This is a genomic window from Nocardioides daejeonensis (genome assembly GCF_003194585.1).
GTDB lineage: Bacteria > Actinomycetota > Actinomycetes > Propionibacteriales > Nocardioidaceae > Nocardioides > Nocardioides daejeonensis.
On sequence record NZ_QHKZ01000003.1, the window covers coordinates 14,377 to 33,371 of the forward strand.

The 18,995-nt window shown below is 69.1% G+C and carries 17 protein-coding genes; 4 read left to right on the forward strand and 13 right to left on the reverse strand.

Annotation, left to right across the window (positions count from 1 at the left end):
* Nucleotides 1-101 precede the first annotated feature (101 nt).
* Entirely contained in the window at nt 102-1,217 is a 1,116-nt protein-coding gene (locus DNK54_RS08250; RefSeq protein ID WP_110206510.1) for an NAD(P)H-dependent amine dehydrogenase family protein, read from the forward strand.
* Between the two features lie 40 nt (nt 1,218-1,257).
* Here DNK54_RS08250 and trmB read toward each other — a convergent pair whose 3' ends face one another.
* The 9 genes from trmB to DNK54_RS08295 form a co-directional block, all read right to left on the reverse strand.
* Nucleotides 1,258-1,980: a tRNA (guanosine(46)-N7)-methyltransferase TrmB gene (gene trmB / locus DNK54_RS08255; RefSeq protein WP_239459997.1), complete on the reverse strand. Its 723-nt coding sequence runs from the start codon at nt 1,978-1,980 to the stop codon at nt 1,258-1,260.
* Between the two features lie 11 nt (nt 1,981-1,991).
* Complete coding sequence (gene ilvA, locus DNK54_RS08260) at nt 1,992-3,248, reverse strand: threonine ammonia-lyase IlvA (protein WP_239459998.1); 1,257 nt, start codon at nt 3,246-3,248, stop codon at nt 1,992-1,994.
* 158 nt (nt 3,249-3,406) lie between these two features.
* Nucleotides 3,407-4,600, reverse strand: coding sequence for an elongation factor Tu (gene tuf / locus DNK54_RS08265; protein WP_110206512.1), 1,194 nt, complete (start codon nt 4,598-4,600; stop codon nt 3,407-3,409).
* Nucleotides 4,601-4,686: 86 nt separating this feature from the next.
* Nucleotides 4,687-6,801: an elongation factor G gene (gene fusA / locus DNK54_RS08270; protein ID WP_110206513.1), complete on the reverse strand. Its 2,115-nt coding sequence runs from the start codon at nt 6,799-6,801 to the stop codon at nt 4,687-4,689.
* A 56-nt stretch (nt 6,802-6,857) separates the two neighbouring features.
* Complete coding sequence (rpsG, locus tag DNK54_RS08275; RefSeq protein WP_110206514.1) at nt 6,858-7,328, reverse strand: 30S ribosomal protein S7; 471 nt, start codon at nt 7,326-7,328, stop codon at nt 6,858-6,860.
* Entirely contained in the window at nt 7,328-7,702 is a 375-nt protein-coding gene (gene rpsL, locus DNK54_RS08280; protein ID WP_110206515.1) for a 30S ribosomal protein S12, read from the reverse strand. The genes rpsG and rpsL overlap by 1 nt, the downstream gene beginning before the upstream one ends.
* Nucleotides 7,703-7,840: 138 nt before the next feature.
* Nucleotides 7,841-9,154, reverse strand: a complete 1,314-nt coding sequence (locus tag DNK54_RS08285) for an MFS transporter (protein ID WP_110206516.1) — start codon at nt 9,152-9,154, stop codon at nt 7,841-7,843.
* Nucleotides 9,155-9,163: 9 nt separating this feature from the next.
* Nucleotides 9,164-9,613 carry a MarR family winged helix-turn-helix transcriptional regulator gene (locus DNK54_RS08290; protein ID WP_110206517.1) on the reverse strand — a complete coding sequence of 150 codons (450 nt, stop codon included), beginning with the start codon at nt 9,611-9,613 and terminating at the stop codon, nt 9,164-9,166.
* Between the two features lie 139 nt (nt 9,614-9,752).
* The gene (locus DNK54_RS08295; protein ID WP_110206518.1) at nt 9,753-11,216 is read right to left on the reverse strand and encodes an NCS2 family permease; all 1,464 of its coding nucleotides are present in this window, start codon (nt 11,214-11,216) and stop codon (nt 9,753-9,755) included.
* Nucleotides 11,217-11,389: 173 nt separating this feature from the next.
* Here DNK54_RS08295 and DNK54_RS08300 point away from each other — a divergent pair, with 173 nt between their 5' ends.
* Entirely contained in the window at nt 11,390-11,665 is a 276-nt protein-coding gene (locus DNK54_RS08300; protein WP_239459999.1) for a DUF2530 domain-containing protein, read from the forward strand.
* A 192-nt stretch (nt 11,666-11,857) separates the two neighbouring features.
* Here the strand turns inward: DNK54_RS08300 and DNK54_RS08305 are convergent, their stop codons facing one another.
* Nucleotides 11,858-12,646, reverse strand: coding sequence for a DUF3027 domain-containing protein (locus DNK54_RS08305; protein WP_110206519.1), 789 nt, complete (start codon nt 12,644-12,646; stop codon nt 11,858-11,860).
* A 175-nt stretch (nt 12,647-12,821) separates the two neighbouring features.
* Between DNK54_RS08305 and DNK54_RS08310 the strand changes: the two genes are divergently transcribed.
* Nucleotides 12,822-14,282, forward strand: a complete 1,461-nt coding sequence (locus DNK54_RS08310) for an MFS transporter (RefSeq protein ID WP_110206520.1) — start codon at nt 12,822-12,824, stop codon at nt 14,280-14,282.
* 100 nt (nt 14,283-14,382) lie between these two features.
* Here the strand turns inward: DNK54_RS08310 and DNK54_RS21680 are convergent, their stop codons facing one another.
* Nucleotides 14,383-14,778 (reverse strand): cold-shock protein, encoded by a 396-nt coding sequence (locus DNK54_RS21680; RefSeq protein ID WP_110206521.1) that lies wholly within the window; start codon nt 14,776-14,778, stop codon nt 14,383-14,385.
* A 152-nt stretch (nt 14,779-14,930) separates the two neighbouring features.
* Here DNK54_RS21680 and DNK54_RS08320 point away from each other — a divergent pair, with 152 nt between their 5' ends.
* Nucleotides 14,931-17,018: a S8 family serine peptidase gene (locus DNK54_RS08320; RefSeq protein ID WP_110206522.1), complete on the forward strand. Its 2,088-nt coding sequence runs from the start codon at nt 14,931-14,933 to the stop codon at nt 17,016-17,018.
* A gap of 49 nt (nt 17,019-17,067) precedes the next feature.
* Here DNK54_RS08320 and DNK54_RS08325 read toward each other — a convergent pair whose 3' ends face one another.
* Complete coding sequence (locus tag DNK54_RS08325) at nt 17,068-17,910, reverse strand: ABC transporter permease (protein ID WP_110206523.1); 843 nt, start codon at nt 17,908-17,910, stop codon at nt 17,068-17,070.
* Complete coding sequence (locus DNK54_RS08330; protein WP_110207009.1) at nt 17,907-18,992, reverse strand: ATP-binding cassette domain-containing protein; 1,086 nt, start codon at nt 18,990-18,992, stop codon at nt 17,907-17,909. Before DNK54_RS08330 ends, DNK54_RS08325 begins: the two co-directional genes overlap by 4 nt.
* Nucleotides 18,993-18,995 lie beyond the last annotated feature (3 nt).

The window sequence follows — 18,995 nt, forward strand, 5'->3', positions numbered from 1 at the left end:
CAACCGGACTATCTTGGCAGAGATCCGGCGTGGGACCAAATCCTTTCGGCCCGGCCGCGCTACAGGTGTCCAGGTGTGACGAGCACCACTACATTGCTGCCATGTCCAACAATCCCTCACCCTCCCCCGGCGTCTCCGGCCGCGTCCCTGTCGCGGTCTGGGGCACCGGCAACATGGGCCGCGCCGCCGTCCGCGCGATCGTCGCCCACCCCGGCCTCGCCCTCGCCGGCGTCCTCGTGCACGATCGCGGCAAGGTCGGTCTCGACGCGGGTCCGCTCGCCGGGCTGGAGTCCGAGCTCGGCGTCCGCTGCGAGGACGACGCCGCCGCCGTCCTCGCACGAGTCGCCGGCTCCGGCGCACTCGCCTACACGGCGTCGGGCGACATCCGCCCGGACGATGCCGCGACCGACATCGCCCGGGCGCTGAGCGCCGGAGTCACGGTGGTCTCCCCCTCGCTCTACGGCATGTACGACGTCGCCTCCGCCCCCGAAGAGCTGCGCGCCCCGCTCGCTTCGGCCGCACTCGAAGGCGATGCTCGACTCTTCGTGAGCGGGATCGACCCCGGCTGGGGCAACGACCTGCTTCCGGTGCTGCTGACCGGGCTGGCCGGCACGATCGATGCCGTGCGCTGCCAAGAGATCTTCGACTACACGAGCTACGACCAGCCCGACTCGGTTCGCGACCTGGTGGGGATGGGTCATCCGATGGACTACGAGCCTCCCATGGTGATGGCAACCGTCCCGACCATGGTCTGGGGCGGGCAGGTCCGGATGATCGCTCGCGCGCTGGGCGTCGAGCTTGACGAGATCCGCGAACAAGTCGAGCGCGCGCCGCTCACCGAGACGGTCAGCAACCGGATGGGTGAGTTCGTGGCCGGCAGTCAGGGCGGCTTGCGGTTCGAGGTCCAGGGCATCGTGGACGGAGAGCCACGGATCATCGTCGAGCACGTGACCCGGATCGATGCGGCCGTCGCCCCCACCTGGCCGCAGCCCGCTGACGGAGCCGACGGTGCGCACCGCGTGGTCATCGAGGGCCGCCCGCGCCTGGAGGTCACGGTCGAGGCGAGCGACGAAGGCGGCAACCGGGCAGCCGGCGGCAATGCCACAGCGGCCACGCGCCTCGTCAACGCGATCCCATGGCTGCTCAGCCAGCCCGCGGGCCTCTACGACGCACTCCAGGTGCCGCTCACGCCGGGGGTGGGCCGGCTGGGTCGCTAGGGAGATCCGCTGCGGACGTCACCGTCCCCTAGGCGGCGAGTCAGGTCCGGGTGTAGGCGAGGTCGACGATGTCCCGGTCTGCGGCGACGCCCTTGCGCTCGAACTTCGTGACCGGCCGGTCCCGCCACCGCGGTACCGCTCCCCCGTCGAGCGCGGGCTCGGCGTCGAGCACCTCGCGCATCTGCTCGGCGTACTCAGCCCAGTCCGTGGCGAGGCGCCACACACCACCCGTACGCAGGCGAGATGCAGCGAGCGCCGCGAAGGACGGCGAGACCAGACGCCGTTTGTGGTGGCGCTTCTTGGGCCACGGGTCCGGGAAGAACGTCCACAGCTCGGCGAGCTGCCCGGGCGCCACGAGGTGCTCCATGATCCACACCGCGTCGACGCTGCACATCCGGACGTTGTCGAGACCGAGCGCACCGAAGCGGCTGACGCAGTCGGCGACGCCGGGAAGCCACACCTCCAGGCCGAGCACGTTGTGATCCGGTCGGGCGGCGGCCAGTGCGGCCGTCGCCTCGCCGATGCCGCAACCGATCTCGATGATCAGCGGCCGCTCGACCTCGAAGGCACCGGCCAGGTTGAAGTCGGGGCCGTCCACCGCCTCGTCGGCGATGACGTACGTCGCGGCGTACGCATCCCACGCCTCCTGCTGGCGCGGGGTGAACCGACTGCCGCGACGCGAGTAGGTCAAGACCTCCCGCATCCGGCGTCCCTCGTCGGTGAACTTCAGGTGCGGGCGCGCGGGCGGAAGGTGTTCGGACACGAGGGCAAAGGCTACGTGAGGAAGCCGAAGAGCGGAGAACCCGGCGGCACCTGCTCGATCTGGAGCGGGCTCGCGCCCATGCGGGCGAGCAGTCCGTCCAGCCGGGTCGCCTCCTCCAACTCGATACCGACCAGCGCCGGTCCGGTCTCCCGGTTGTTCTTCTTGACGTACTCGAAGACGACGATGTCCTCTCCCTCGCTCAGCACGTCGTCGAGGAAGTGCCGCAGCGCGCCCGGCTCCTGCGGGAAGGTCACCAGGAAGTAGTGCCGCAGCCCCTCGTGGAGCAGCGAGCGCTCCACGATCTCGGCGTAGCGGCTGACGTCGTTGTTGCCGCCCGAGACGATGCAGGCGACTGCCTGATCCGAGGGCACCGTCCCGGCAAGCCCGCGGAGCGCCGTGCTGGCCAGTGCTCCGGCCGGCTCGGTGATGATGCCCTCGACCTGGTAGAGCTCCAGCATCTCGGTGCACACGGCGCCCTCCTCAACTCCGATCACCTCGTCGACGAGGTCCCGGACGATGGGGAAGGTGCGTGCTCCGGCCCGGGCCACGGCGGCTCCGTCGACGAAGGTGTCGACGGCGGGCAGCGCGACCGGCTCGCCAGCCGCCAAGGCCGCCTGCATGCTGGCCGCCCCTGCCGGCTCGACACCGATGATGCGTACCTCGGGATGACGCTCGCGCAGCCAGAGGGCCATTCCGGAGATGAGCCCACCGCCCCCGATGGGGACGACGACGGTGTGCAGGGGCATCCCGACCTGGCCGAGCAGCTCGACGGCGACACTGCCCTGGCCGAGGATCGTCCTGGGGTCGTCGAAGGGATGCACGAAGACCGCGCCCGTCTCCTTCGCCTCCGCAAGAGCCGCCGCTCCGGCCTCGTCGTAGGAGCTGCCGGAGACCACGAGCTCGACGGCGCCTTCGCCCAGCGCGAGGATCCGCTGCCGCTTCTGGCGCGGCGTGTTGCCCGGCACGTGCACCCGGCCCCGCAGCCCGAGGCGGGCACAGCTCCACGCCACCCCCTGACCGTGGTTCCCGGCGCTTGCGCAGACCACACCGCGGGCCTGCTCCTCCTCGGTCAGTCCGCTCACGAAGTGGTAGGCGCCCCGGACCTTGTACGACCGAGCGATCTGCCGGTTCTCCCGCTTGAGGAGCACTGGGGCCCCGACCGTGGCGGAGAGGCGCGGACTGTGTTCGAGCGGGGTGCGGTGCACGACCGGCGCAAGAAGGGCCGCTGCCCGGTCGACTCCTTCGGCATCGAGTGCGGGCAGGTTCACCACGCCAGAGTACGGCGTGCCATCGGTCGCGCCAGCACCGGACCGAACGCCGGACGCGGCACGTCGGTGCTGCCCCTCCGGAGATGCAGCAAGGCCCCGGACCGAGGTCCGGGGCCAAGCTGTGTGGATCAGTCGATCAGTCGATCACCGGTGACGGGTCACTTGGTGATCTTGGTGACGCGACCGGCGCCGACGGTCCGGCCACCCTCGCGGATGGCGAACTTCAGGCCCTCGTCCATCGCGATCGGCTGGATCAGCTCGACGGACATCTCGGTGTTGTCACCGGGCATGACCATCTCGGTGCCCTCGGGCAGGGTCACGACGCCCGTCACGTCCGTGGTCCGGAAGTAGAACTGCGGACGGTAGTTGTTGAAGAACGGGGTGTGACGGCCGCCCTCCTCCTTCGAGAGGATGTAGACCGAGGCCTCGAAGTTGGTGTGCGGGGTGGTGGTGCCCGGCTTGATCACGACCATGCCGCGCTCAACGTCCTCGCGCTTGGTACCGCGAAGCAGCAGACCGACGTTCTCGCCGGCCTGGCCCTCGTCGAGCAGCTTGCGGAACATCTCGACACCGGTGACGGTGGTCTTCTGCGAGGTCTCGCGGATGCCGACGATCTCGACCTCCTCGTTGACCTTCACGATGCCCCGCTCGATGCGGCCCGTGATCACGGTGCCACGACCGGTGATGGTGAAGACGTCCTCGACCGGCATCAGGAACGGCTTGTCGGTGTCGCGCTCCGGGGTCGGGATGTAGTCGTCCACGGCCTGCATGAGCTCGAGGATCGACTCGCCCCACTTGGCGTCGCCGGAGAGGGCCGGGAAGGCCGCCACGCGCACGACGGGGATGTCGTCGCCCGGGAACTCGTACTCGGAGAGGAGCTCGCGCACCTCCATCTCGACGAGCTCGATGAGCTCCTCGTCGTCGACCATGTCGCACTTGTTGAGCGCGACCACCAGGGCCGGCACGCCGACCTGGCGCGCGAGCAGCACGTGCTCGCGGGTCTGCGGCATCGGGCCGTCGGTGGCGGCGACCACGAGGATCGCGCCGTCCATCTGAGCCGCGCCGGTGATCATGTTCTTGATGTAGTCAGCGTGACCCGGGCAGTCGACGTGCGCGTAGTGGCGGCTCTCGGTCTGGTACTCGACGTGCGAGATCGAGATCGTGATACCGCGCTGACGCTCCTCGGGCGCCTTGTCGACGTCCTCGAACGCCGACGCCTCGTTGAGGTCCGGGTACTTGTCGTGCAGCACCTTGGTGATCGCCGCGGTCAGCGTCGTCTTGCCGTGGTCGATGTGACCGATCGTGCCGATGTTGACGTGCGGCTTGGTCCGCTCGAACTTCGCCTTAGCCACTGGGGCTCCTCCTGGGTTGTTGTTACTTGACTCGTATGGGTGGTGCTGGGTGTTACGCCGAGGGTCCTCGACGAGCAGTCGGTCGACTACTCGCCGCGAACCTTCTTGATGATCTCGTCGGCGACGTTCGTGGGAACCTCGGCGTACGAGTCGAACTCCATCGAGTACGACGCCTGACCGGAGGTCTTGGACCTCAGGTCGCCAACGTACCCGAACATCTCGGACAGCGGCACGAGGGCGTTGACGACCAGGTCGCCGTGCCGCTCCTCCTGCGCCTGGATCTGACCGCGGCGGCTGTTGATGTCACCGATGACCGTGCCGAGGAAGTCCTCGGGCGTGGTCACCTCGACGGCGAACATCGGCTCCAGCAGCACGGGCTTCGCCATCCGCGCGGCCTCCTTGAAGGCCTGCTGACCGGCGATCTTGAACGCCAGCTCCGAGGAGTCGACGTCGTGGTAGGCGCCGTCCTCGAGGCTGACCTTGACGTCCACCATCGGGTAGCCGGCGAGCACGCCGAACTCCATGGCAGCCTGAGCACCCTGGTCGACCGACGGGATGTATTCGCGCGGAACGCGACCACCGGTGACGTTGTTGGCGAACTCGTAGCCAGCACCCTGGCCGGTCTCCGGGTCGATGCTCGGCTCGAGGGAGATGACGACCTTGGCGAACTGACCCGAACCACCCGTCTGCTTCTTGTGGGTGTAGGAGTGGTTCGCGACCTTCTGGCGAATGGTCTCGCGGTAGGCGACCTGCGGCTTGCCGACGGTGGCCTCGACGTTGAACTCGCGCTTCATCCGGTCGACGAGGATCTCCAGGTGGAGCTCGCCCATGCCCGCGATGATGGTCTGTCCGGTCTCTTCGTCCGTCTTGACGGTGAAGGTCGGGTCCTCGTCGGAGAGACGCTGGATGGCGACACCCAGCTTCTCCTGGTCGCTCTTCGTCTTCGGCTCGATGGCGACCTCGATCACCGGGGCCGGGAAGGTCATCGACTCCAGGACGACGGGCGCCTGCTGGTCGCACAGGGTGTGACCCGTCTTGGTGTCCTTCAGACCCATCACGGCGACGATCTGGCCGGCGCCGACGGAGGCGATCTCCTCACGCTTGTTGGCGTGCATCTGGTAGATCTTGCCGATCCGCTCCTTGCGGCCGCTCACCGAGTTGAGCACGCTGGAGCCCGACTCGAGCTTGCCCGAGTAGACGCGAACGTAGATCAGCTTGCCCAGGTGCGGGTCCGCAGCGATCTTGTAGGCGAGACCGGAGAACGGCTCGTCGTCGGACGGCTGCCGGGTGATCTCCTTCTCCTCGTCGCGCGGGTCGTGACCGACGATGCCGTCGATGTCCAGCGGCGAAGGCAGGTACTTGACGACCGCGTCGAGCAGGGGCTGCACACCCTTGTTCTTGAACGCCGTGCCGGTGAGCACCGGGTTGATCTTGTCGGCGAGGGTCGCGCGACGGATCGCGGCCTCGAGCTCCTCGACGGTGAAGACGTCACCGTCCTCGAGGTAGCGCTCCATGATCGCGTCGTCGGTCTCGGCGACGGTCTCGATCAGCTTCTCGCGCCACTCCGCGGCCTGGTCGGCGAGCTCGGCCGGGATCTCCTCGACCTCGTAGTCCTCACCCATCGTGGTCTCGCCACGCCAGGTCAGGGCACGCATGCCGACGAGGTCGATGACCCCGAGGAAGTCCTGCTCGGCACCGATCGGGATCTGCAGCACGGCGGGCGTGCTGTTGAGCTTGCTGACGATCATGTCGACGCAACGGAAGAAGTCCGCACCGGTGCGGTCCATCTTGTTGACGAAGCACATCCGCGGGACGGAGTACTTGTTGGCCTGACGCCACACCGTCATCGACTGCGGCTCGACGCCGGCGACACCGTCGAAGACAGCGACAGCGCCGTCGAGGACGCGCAACGAGCGCTCCACCTCGGCGGTGAAGTCGACGTGGCCGGGGGTGTCGATGATGTTGATCTGGTGCTTCTTCCACCAGCAGGTGGTGGCGGCGGAGGTGATCGTGATGCCACGCTCCTGCTCCTGCTCCATCCAGTCCATCGTCGCCGAACCCTCGTGGGTGTCGCCGATCTTGTAGTTGATGCCGGTGTAGAACAGGATGCGCTCGGTCGTGGTGGTCTTGCCGGCGTCGATGTGCGCCATGATGCCGATGTTGCGGACCACGTTGAGGTCAGTGGTGATGTCGACAGCCACTTAGGTGTCGTCCCTTCCAGAAGTTGCGGAAGTGATTCCAGGCAGAGCTGCCAGGATCACCAGCGGTAGTGGGCGAAGGCCTTGTTGGACTCGGCCATCTTGTGCGTGTCCTCGCGCTTCTTCACAGCGGCGCCGAGGCCGTTGCTCGCGTCGAGGATCTCGTTCATCAGCCGCTCGGACATCGTCTTCTCGCGACGGTCCTTGGCGTAGCCCACGAGCCAGCGGAGCGCCAGCGTGGTGCTGCGGCCCGGCTTGACCTCGATCGGCACCTGGTAGGTCGCACCACCGACACGGCGGGACTTGACCTCGATGGCGGGACGCACGTTGTCGAGAGCGCGCTTCAGCGTGACGACCGGGTCGGTGCCGGTCTTCTCGCGGCAGCCCTCCAGGGCGGTGTAGACGATGCGCTGAGCAACCTGCTTCTTCCCGTCGACCAGCACCTTGCTGACCAGCTGGGAGACGAGCGGGGACCCGAAGACCGGGTCGACGTCGATCGGGCGCTTAGGAGCGGGACCCTTGCGTGGCATCAGCTCTTCTCCTTCTTCGCGCCGTAGCGGCTACGAGCCTGCTTGCGGTTCTTCACACCCTGGGTGTCGAGGGAGCCGCGGATGATCTTGTAGCGAACACCGGGGAGGTCCTTCACACGCCCACCACGGACGAGCACGATCGAGTGCTCCTGCAGGTTGTGCCCCACACCCGGGATGTAGGCCGTGACCTCGACCTGGCTGGAGAGGCGCACACGGGCGACCTTCCGCAGCGCGGAGTTCGGCTTCTTGGGGGTGGTGGTGTAGACGCGGGTGCAGACACCGCGTCGCTGGGGCGATCCCTTGAGGGCAGGCGTCTTGTTCTTCGACACCTTGTCCTGACGGCCCTTGCGGACCAACTGCTGAATGGTGGGCACCTGGTGGTTCCCCTTCTTCTCTACTCTCAGAACTCGGCGACCTGCCGAGCACGACGAACCTGCGTGACTGGGTGGTGCGTTTCAGACTCGGCGTTGCGTTCACCCCGGATGGGGAACGGACGGGCTCTAGCCGGACGGCTATTTCCGCGCACGCGCAACGACCTGGCTGGCCCAGACACGGGGACCAACGGTACTCGCTCGAAATGGGGCGGTCAAAATCGCCCGCGCACCCTGTTCCTGGGTCCGTGTCATCCGTGCGTGGAGGACGACCGCGAATGCCACTCCGAGAAGCGTCAGCGCGCCACCGGCAAGCAGTGTCCACCGCGCTCCGAACGTCTCGCCGACCCAGCCGATGAGCGGGGACCCGAGGGGCGTTCCGCCCATCACGATCGTCATGTAGATGGCCATCACCCGACCTCGAAGGAGCGGCGCCGACTCGAGCTGCAGCACCGCGTTGGCCGAGTTCAGCAGCGTGATCATGCAGAAGCCGACGACGGGCGCGAAGAGCACGAACGCGGCGTACGTCGGCAGCAGGGCGGAGACCATGTTGGCCAGGCCGAAACCCATACCGGCGCCGACGAGCAGCCGCATCCGGACCCGGACCCGGCGCGCCGCGAGCAGCGCGCCGGCCAGCGAGCCGATGGCGACCACCGACCCCAGAAGACCGAACTCGCCCGCCCCCTTGCCGTACACCTCAGTCGCCATGAGCGCCGACGTGATCTGGAAGTTCATGCCGAACGTGCCGGCGAAGAAGACGATCACCAGGATCATCACCATCCGCGGCTGGCCGCGGAGGTAGCTCAGGCCCGCACGCAGCATGCCGCGCTCCCGAGCCGCCGGCTTGGGCGAGTGCAGGAGCGCGGTGTCCATCCGCTCGAGCTGCCAGATGACTGCCACGTAGGAGACGGCGTTGATCAGGATCGCCCAACCGGTCGCCTGCGCTCCTCCGCCGAGTGCTCCTACCAGGAGCCCCGCCAGGCCGGGCCCCAGGATCCTCGCCACGTTGAACGTTGCGGAGTTGAGACCGACCGCGTTGCTGATGTCGTCGGCATCGACCAGCTCGGAGACGAACGACTGCCGCGCCGGAGCATCGAACGCCGCACCGATGCCGAAGAGGAAGGCGATCGCATAGACGTGCCAGACCTGGACCGTCCCGGTGACCGCCAGCAGCCCCAGGACCAAGGAGGCCAGTCCCATCGCCCCCTGGGTGATCTGGAGCAGGCGTCGCTTGGACATGCGGTCGGCGAGCACCCCGGCGTACGGCGACAGGAGGAGCACCGGCAGGAACTGAAGGCCGGTCGTGATGCCGAGCGCGGTGCCACTGCCGGTGAGCACCAGGACCAGCCAGTCCTGGGCCATGCGCTGCATCCAGGTGCCGACGTTGGAGATGAGACTCCCGAGCGCGTAGCGCCGGTAGTTCGGGTTGTAGAGCGATCGGAAGGTAGGGCTCAAGTGGTCGGGTCAGTCTCCTTGGGCGAGGCGGGCGAGGACGGGGGCGGCCTGCCGGAGCACGGCGCGCTCCTCGGGAGCGAGCGCAGTCAGCCTGCGAGCGAGCCAGGCATCGCGACGAAGCCGGTCCTCCCGGACGACCTCGCGGCCACGCTCGGTCAACGACACGAGGAGCTGGCGTCCGTCGCTCTCATGGGGACGCTTGGTCACGTATCCCGCCTCCGCCATCCACTTGACCGTGCGGGTCATGGTGGGCGGCTGCACCCGCTCGTGCCGGGCGAGATCGGCCGCGGACTGCTCACCGTTGCGGTAGAGGCAGGCCAGGACCGCCATCGCACTGATGCTGAGCTCGTTGTCGGGATGCCGCTCCGTGACCAGCCTGCGACGTAGGCGCATCACGGCCACGCGCAACTCCGCGGCCAGGCCGGCGTCCGTGCTGGCAACTGTCTCCATCGTGGGCATTTCGTTACCTTAACTCATTACCTGGAGTAATCATTCCCGTCGCAGCGGGTGGGGACGCACCACGGAGACGACGGAGCGCCGGCCCCTCCTGCGGAGGGAGCCGACGCTCCGGAGAACAGCCAGGTTGCCTTGGCGCGGGTCAGGTGAGCCAGGCGGTGAGCGGGTGGATGGCGAAGTAGACCACGAAGAGGACCGCGATGATCCACATGAGCGCGTGGATCTCGCTCGCCTTGCCACGCACCACCTTGATGAGGACGTAGGCCAGGAAGCCCGCGCCGATGCCAGCGGAGATCGAGTAGGCGAACGGCATCAGCACGATCGTGAGGAACGCCGGGATCGCGATCTCGAGGTCGTCCCAGTCGATCCCCTTCACCTGCTGCATCATCAGGAAGCCGACCAGCACCAGCGCCGGAACGGCGGCCTCGTTCGGGACGATCTTGACGATCGGCGCGAGGAAGGTCGCCAGCAAGAAGAGGACGCCGGTCGAGATGGCTGCAAGGCCCGTCCGGGCGCCGTCGGCGACACCCGAGGTCGACTCGATGTAGGAGGTGTTGCTGGAGACCGATGCCGCGCCACCGGCGGCGGCGGCAATGGAGTCAACGATCAGGATCTGCTTGGTACGCGGCGGGTTGCCGTCCTCGTCCAGCAGGCCCGCCTCGGCGCCCACTGCGGTCATGGTGCCCATCGTGTCGAAGAAGTCGGTCAGCAGCAGCGTGAAGATGAGAAGGAAGACGGTGACGACGCCGACGTTCTCCCACGAGCCGAGCAGGCTGAACTCGCCGAGGAGGCCGAAGTCCGGCTTGTCGACGATCTTGTCCGGCCAGGCGGGAACGTTGAGGTTCCATCCGGTCGGGTTGACGATCGGAGCACCGTCCTGGTCGAAGCCGGTCACCGTCGGGCCGACCTCGGCGATCTTCTCGACGATGATGGCCAGCACGGTGGCGGCGATGATGGAGATCAGGATCGCGCCGCGGACGCCGCGCGTGTAGAGGGTGATCAGCAGCACCAGGCCCAGCGCGAAGACCAGCACCGGCCAGCCCTGCAGCTGACCGCCGATGCCCATCTCCACCGGCGTACCGCCGCCACGGCGGATGAAGCCGGCGTCGACCAGGCCGATGAGCGTGATGAACAGGCCGATCCCGACCGAGATGGCGATCTTGAGCTGGGCCGGTACGGCGTTGAAGACCGCCTCCCGGAAGCCCGTCAGCACCAGGGCGAGGATCACCAGGCCTTCGATCACCACCAGGCCCATCGCGTCAGCCCAGGTCATCTGGTTGGCGACCGAGTAGGTGACGAAGGCGTTCAGGCCCAACCCGGCGGCGAGCGCCAGCGGGAAGTTGGCGACCAGGCCCATCACGATGCACAGCACACCCGCGACCAGCGCGGTGCACGCCGCGATGACCGCGGTGTCGCCGCCAGCCAGGAAGTTGCCCTCCTTGTCGGGCGCACCGATGAGGATGAGCGGGTTCAGCACGAGGATGTAGGCCATCGTCAGGAAGGTGACGAGACCACCGCGCAACTCACGGGCCACGGTCGAGCCGCGCTCGGAGATCTTGAAGAAGGCGTCAAGCCGGGACGGCGCCGCCGAGGTCTTTGTACTCACGAAACATGTACTTTCCCAGATCCTTCCCCGGCGCGGCACTCCCCCTCCACCAAGTGGTCATCTCGGGCAAGGCGGTCCCGCCCTGCGCGCCCGCCCGAACTCCGGGGAGGGGCGCGTCGAGGGGCGTGTCGAGGGGCTCGGAGCAGCGCGGCGCCGCGCGATACGGTTGCCGGGTGCAGCCGCCCGAGGAACCTCCCACCGAGCACGAGATCGGCAAGCGCACCTTCTTGGTCGCCGATGTGCCGCCACTCGACGTCGACGGCGTACGCACCCTCGAGGTCGGCACCGTCCTCTGGCTGGTCGCCTTCGTCGCCCTGCTGCCCTTCTACCGGAGCCTCGAGGACGACGGCAGGCTCTGGTGGCTGTGGACCTGCCTGGCCGGCTTCGGGCTCGGCCTCATCGGGCTCGAGTACTGCCGGCGCCGCCGCGCCGCACGCACCCGCCGCTGACGCTCCCCTCCCGCCGAGTTCGCGCAAGTGACGCGTTGAGTGCGCGCAAGTGACGCGTTGAGTTCGCGGAAAGGCGCGTTGCGTGACGCCGTTCGCGGCCAATCAGCCTGACATTTGCGCGAACTCAACCCGCGCTTTGCGCGCACTCAACGCGGCATTTGCGCGTTGTCGGCGGGAGGGGCGGGGTCAGAGTCAGATCTGCTCGACGTCGTGCGTGATCGTGTCGAGCACCGGCTCGGGCAGCGGCAGCGGCTGCTGCTTCTTGGTCAGCTTCACCTCGGAGTGCGCCCCGCAACCGTGGTTGACCGAGACCACCCGGCCGTCGTCGTTGGCGTCGCCGTTGGCACAGACGCCGAAGGACTCCGCAAGATGACCGGAGATGCGCACGAGGAAGCCGCACGACCAGCACCGGCCGGGGGCGGACTGGGCGAGCGGTGTCGCCGGTCCCCCGGCGCCTTCGTACCAACGCTCGGCAGCGAGGTCGAGCCCCTCGGGCGAGAGGGTGCGGACCCGGCCGAGGCCGAGATCACCGGCGACGCGGCGTACCTGCGCCTGGGCCTCGTCGTCGAGCGGGTCGTCGCCGAAAGACCAAGTCGGCACCAGTCGCGGGTCGTCGTCGTCGACCGGCAGCAAGTCACCCGGGGACAGGTCACCGGGGCGGATCCGCTCCCGATAGGGGACCCACTCCGGGGCGACGATCGAGTCCGGGCCCGGGATGAGCACCACCTCGGCTACCGTCGCCGCACGTTGGCGTGCCGCGCGTACGACGGTCACCGACCAGCGCCAGCCTCGGTAGCCCGCGCGAGTGCAGGCGAAGAGGTGCGACCCGACACGCTCGCCCTCCACCTCGAAGCCCAAGTGGTCGCCTACGTCCGCCGCACCGGCCTCCTCGACGAGCGCGGCGTGCGCAAGGTCGTGGGCAGCGGCGAGGGTTGGGTCCGACTTGCTGCGGGTAGCGATCACAGCGTGATTGTGTCCCATCGGCCCACGTATTGTCTTGCCGGGCCCTCTCTCGGGGGGCCGGTGGACACGGGACGCCCGTGGGCATCTGGGAGGGACCAGGGGAGGATGGGGTCATGAGCGAGCGTCATCGAGCGAATCATGCAACGCAGCTCGTTCGTGTCTCCTGCACGTACGAGGCGCTGCGAGTGCGGGCATGAGCACGCAGCCGCCCGACGACCCGACCCGGGAGCAGCCCACTCAGTCGCTGTGGGAGGACGACCCGGAGAACCACAGATCCGCCGGCGAGAACGCCCTCCGGTTCGCCAAGGCGACCGGCACCGGCGCCAAGGCAGTCGCACGCGGGAGCGCCCGATTCTCCCGGGCGACGGTGCGCATCGCCCGACGTGCCTCCCACGCCCAGGGCGCCGGCGACTCGGGCATGTTCCGGCTGATCGAGCTTCACGCGGTCAACACCGCGGGCGACACTGCGGTGGCCATCGCGCTCGCCAACACCCTCTTCTTCGCCGGCGCCACGAGCGACGCACGGGGACAGGTCGCGCTCTTCCTCGGTCTCACCATGCTCCCCTTCGCGATCGTCGCACCGTTGATCGGTCCGTTCCTCGACCGGTTCAGCCACGGTCGGCGCTGGGCGATCGGCGCGACCATGGCGATCCGCGGGTTCCTCTGCTGGATCCTCGCCTCGGCGGTCGTCACCGAGTCGACCTGGCTCTTCCCGGCCGCACTCGGGGTCCTCGTCTCCTCCAAGGCGTACGGCATCACGAAGGCCGCCGCGGCTCCGCGCCTGGTGCCGGAGGGCTTCACCCTGGTGAAGGCGAACGCACGGATCTCGCTCTCCGGTGTGGTCGGCGCGACAGTCTCAGCCCCGATCGCCGGGCTCTTCTCCCTGCTCGGCCCGGAATGGGTGCTGCGCTACGGGTTCGCGGTCTTCATCGGCGCCACGATCCTCGCCATCCTGCTCCCCGCCCGCGTCGACTCCTCGGCCGGAGAGGTACGGCTCGAGCTGATGCCCGGCCCCTCCGCTCAGGGGCACCCCCAGCGGATCTCCACCGGCATCCCCCGTCAGGTCGCGTTCGCGCTGCGCGCCAACTGCGGCCCGAAGTTCCTGGTCGGCTTCCTGACGATGTTCATGGCCTTCCTGCTGCGCGAGCATCCCATCTCCGGCTGGGAGGACAAGCCGGAGCTGCTCCTCGGCGCAGTGATCGGCGCTGCCGGAGCCGGCAACACGATCGGCGTGGCCCTCGCCTCGATCCTCAAGAAGATCAACCCGGCGGTGACGGTCGTCCTGGTGCTGCTGATCGACGCCGGCATGGTGCTGGTGGCGGCCCTGTTCTACGGCTTCCTCCCGCTGATCGCCCTCGGCCTGTGCGCGGGCATGTGTCAGTCGCTCGGCAAGCTCTCCTTGGACTCCACGATCCAGACCCACGTCCACGAACGCGTGCAGACCAGCGCGTTCGGGCGCTCCGACACCATGCTCCAGCTGGCCTGGGTGGTCGGCGGCTTCGCCGGCGTGGCGATGCCGCTGAATCCCCGCCTCGGCCTCGGCGTCGCCTTCGTCGTGCTGGCCGCGTGGACCGTGTTCCTCCTCGGCGACCGGGTGCGCAAGCGCCTCGCCGGGCCGCCTGCCGCCACGCGGACGGTGCCGCCGGAGGCGTGAGGGACCGGTCTCGACCTCTGCGTTCGTGTGGCCGGCTCTCCGCTTCACCGCACGGGTGGTGCGACCACGACCCCGCGCTACAGCGGAGAAGAGGACGAGGTCAGAGCTCCAGTTCGTCGGCGAGGGCGCGGAGCAGCTTCGCGGTGGGCTTGGCGGTGCGCGCGTCGGGATGGCGCCCGCGCCGGTAGGTCTCGCCCACGTCGTCGAGCAGCCGGATCAGGTCCTCGACGATGCCGACCATCGTCTCCGGCGCCTTGCGCTGGGCCCGGGACTGGTTGCGAGCAACGGAAGCGCGGCCCTCGAGGATCCGCACCTGCAGCGCCTGCTCGCCGCGGCGCCCCTGGGCGATCCCGAACTCGACGCGGGTGCCCGGCTTCAGCGTCGTCACGCCCTCGGGCAGGGCGTCGGAGCGCACGTAGACGTCCTCCCCGCCCTCCTGAGAGAGGAAGCCGAAACCCTTCTCGGCGTCGTACCACTTCACCTTGCCAGCGGGCACTTGACTGACCTTCCTTGCTCGGACCGGCATGTGGCCTCACCACACGCTGCGAAGAAGCAGCCTATGTGGAACAACGAATTGATGCGTCGCCGGTTCCCTGGGACGATGGCACCTTCACGAGAATCAGAACGGGTGGACGAAGGTTCAAGACGATGCGTGGTGTGTTGCGCAAGCTTGCCCTGATGGGGGCGGCGCTCGCCGCTGCCCTCCCGGCGGTCTCTGCCGTGGCTGCTCCCAGCTCCGACGCGACGTTCGGCGAGCAACTCTATCTGGTGACGATGGTCGGTCCCGGCACCGCTGGCTACCAGGGTGACTACAGCGCGGCCGACTACCGCACCGGCCTGCTGCAGCGCCAGGACGCCGCCCTCGCGGTCGTGGGCGCCGAGCCGGTGCAGCGCTGGACCACCGCCCTCAGCGGCTTCGCCGTGCACCTCGATCCGCTCGCCGCCGACCGGCTCCGCAGCCTGCCGGGGGTGCAGCTGGTCGAGCGTGACGTCGTACGCCGCCTCGCGGCTGCCGCGCCCACCGCCCCCACGTTGGGCCGCGGCACGGGCGGTGACGGTGGCCGGGGCGTGGTGATCGGCTTCGTCGACAGCGGCCTCCACACCCGTGGTCCGGTGTTCGCCGACTCCCCCACGCTGGGCCGGATGCCCCGCCGCTTCACCGGCTCGTGCCCGGAAGCCGAGGCGATGTGCAACCGGAAGGTCGTCGCTGCGCGTGCCTTCGTTGAGGCATTCGGCGCCGATCGGCTGCGCTCCGGCTCCTCGCTCGGGCCGCAGGACGACCAGGGCCACGGGACGATGGTCGCCTCGCTCGCCGCAGGCAACCGCGCGACGCCGACCGGGCCGGCTCGTCATGTCTCCCGTCGCTTCGCCGGTGCCGCGCCTGATGCCCGGGTCGCGGTCTACAAGGCGTGCTGGGAGGCGCCCGACCCGGAGGACGACGGCTGCGCCACGGCCGATGTCGTGAGTGCGATCGATGCCGCCGTCGCCGACGGGGTCGATGTGCTGAACCTCTCCGTCGCCGGCTCGCCCGGCCTGGACACCGTCGATCTGGCCACCCTCGGCGCCGCCGAGAGCGACGTCGTCGTCATCGCCGCTGCAGGCAACGACGGCCGGCCCACCGGCCACGACGTGCCCTGGGTCACGACGGTCGGCGCGGCCCGGATCGGTAACAGCGCCGGCTCCGTGCACCTGTCCGGAGGCGCACGACTTCCCGGCACGCTCAGCCCCCGCCCGCTGGCCGAGGCGGCGCCGGTGACCCTCGCCCGCGACCTTGCGGCGCCGGGTGCCTCGCGTGACGCGGCCGCGCAATGCCGGCAGGGCACGCTCGACGCCGCGCGCACCGACGGCCGGATCGTGGTGTGCCAACGCGGCGAGGGCGCCCGGCTGGAGAAGTCGACCACCGTCCGGCTTGCCGGGGGCAACGGCATGGTGCTGGTCAACGGTCCTCGCGACGCGCTGACGGTCGACCTGCATGCCATCCCGACGGTCAACGTGTCGGCGAAGACCGGGCGCCAGCTTCGGCGAGCGCTGGCCGAGGGTCCCGTACGTGCCCGGCTGATCGACGCGAACGGACAGGAGGACCGGCCGCGGGTACTGCCCTGGTCAGACCGGGGACGGCGTACCGCCGAGGCGATCAAGCCCGACCTGGTGGCTCCCGGACTCGGCCTGATCGCGGCCTCCTCCCCCTCTGCCGAGCGTGGCTCGTGGGATCTGCTGAGCGGCACCTCCGCCTCCGCCGCCCTGACCAGCGGAGTCGCCGCGGCGCTCCGTCAGCGACACCAGGGGTGGCCGGCGGCGCGGATCCGGTCGGCTCTCACGACCTCCACCCGGCCGATCGGCGGCGATCTCACACGCGCGGGCTCCGGACTGCTGGACGCGCGGGCGGCGGCCCGGACGACACTGGTGCAGGACCTGCCGGCCACTCACTACCGCGCGTTTCTCGACGGCGAGCGCAGCCAGCTCAACACGACCTCCGGAGCGGCCTCCGGCGGTGGCGTCTCCGTGCTGCGTCGTTCGCTCACCAACGCCGGCTCGCGCGCGGGCTACTGGTCGGTGCAGGCGCACGGCTTCCGGCACCACACCGTCGAGGTCTTCCCCCGCGCCGTGCGCCTCGCCCCCGGCGAGTCCCATCGCGTCAGGATCCGGATCAGCGGCCGAGGTCCGGCCGAGCAGGGGTTCGTCGTCTGGCGCGACGACGCCGGTCGGTTGTTGCGGATGCCGCTGCAGGTGCGCTGACGACACGCGACCGCCAGCCGCGCTCGGCTGGCGGTCGCGTGTCGATGCGTCAGGCGTCGCGCTTGAGGAAGGCGGCCAGGCTGACGCCCATCACAGCCAGGGTGAAGCCGCCGAAGACGACCAGGCCGCCCAGAGCGTTCAACGGCTCGCCGAAGGTGCTCAGGTTCTCCTGGAAGTCGCCCTGCCAGTTCTGCATGATCCGCCCACCCGCGTTGAACGGCAGGAACCTGGTCGTGTCGTAGAGGTCCTTGTTGCCGGTGACACCGCTCATCGCGAGCATCAGCAGCCGGATCATCGTCTCGACGCCGAGCGGCCAGAGGTAGAGCATCACCAGCGAGAAGGTCTGGTGCCGGATCAACACCGTGGTCGCCATCGCCAGCCACGTCAGCAGCACCGTGAAGGCGACCCGCTTGAGGACGGCCAGCAGGAGATAGCCCAGGTCGAACTCGAACGAGAGCCCGCTGAACCAGACCAGGGTCACCAGCAGCGAGAGCACGCAGCTGACCACGACCACGACGCCGACCCAGGCTCCGACGACGACCATCTTGGCTGACCAGACCGCGGTGCGGTTCGGGACGGCGGTGAGCGTCGCTCGGATCATGCCGTGGCGATACTCGTGTCCCCAGGTGAGCACACCGAGGATCGCCACCACGTAGGCCAGCAGATAGAAGCTCGGGTCGATGTTGGAGAACTGGGTCATCGCGCCGTCGAGGATGAAGCGCGAGTAGTCGGCGTTGACGTCGTCGACCAGCTCCGTAGGCGTGTTGAGCTGGATGACCATCGCCACGAAGAAGGTGAAGCCGACGCCGACCAGGATCGAGCCACCGCTGATCCACCAGGTGGAGCGGAGGGTGGTCAGCCGGGTCCATTCGTACTTGAGCGCCGACGTCACGGCTGGCCTCCTCTGCTGTCGGGCCACCCTCCGGTGGCGGGCGGCCCCTGCGGGGGTCCGGCGTACGGCGGGGCAGGCGGTGGCGCTCCCCCGGGCGGCATCCAGCCAGGTGGGGGTCCCTGCTGCGGTCCGCCGGGCGGCGGGCCCTGGCGCCAGGGGGCGACCGGAGTCTGGGCCTGGTACTCCTCGGCGCCGCCGGTCATCTCCAAGAAGGCATCCTCCAGGCTGGCCTGCTGAGTGGCGAGCTCATGGATGCGGATCTGGTTGTCGAAGGCCAGGTCACCGATCGCCTGGGCGTCGAGGCCGACGACCTGGAGGACGCCCGGCTCGACGGCCTGGACCGAGCCCTGACCCGCGAGGCGGTGGCCGATCAGGGCGGCGAGGTCGTGGCCCTGCGGCGTACGCACCGTCACGTGGTTGCCGCGGGACCGGTTGGTGAACTCGGCGACTGGGCCGTTGGCGATCATCCGGCCGCGTCCGATGACGACCAGCTCGTCGGCCATGAGCGCCATCTCCGAGAGCAGGTGGCTGGAGACGAAGATCGAACGCCCCTCGGCAGCCAGCGCCTTGAGCAGGTCGCGCATCCAGCGGATGCCCTGCGGGTCGAGGCCGTTGGCCGGCTCGTCGAGGATGAGCGTGTGCGGGTTGCCGAGCAGCGCCGCCGCGAGACCGAGCCGTTGCCCCATGCCCAGGGAGAAGGTGCTGGGGTGCTTCTGGGCGACGTCGGCGAGTCCGACGATGCCGAGCACCTCGTCCACCCGTCCGTCCGGGATCCCGTTGGCGGCCGCGAGCATGCGCAGGTGGTTTCGCGCCGTCCGGGTCGGGTGGAAGGGCTTCGCCTCGAGCAGCGCGCCCACTTCACGCATCGGCTGCGTGTAGGAGGCGAACGGCCGTCCGTCGAAGGTGCAGGTGCCGCCACCGTTGTCGAGTGCGAGCATCAGCCGCATCGTGGTGGACTTGCCCGACCCGTTGGGTCCGAGGAAGCCCGTCACGGTGCCCGGGTGCACGTCGAACGACAGGTTGGCGACGGCTGTCTTGCCCTTGTAGGTCTTGTTGAGGCCTCGCGCCTCGATCACTGCCATCGC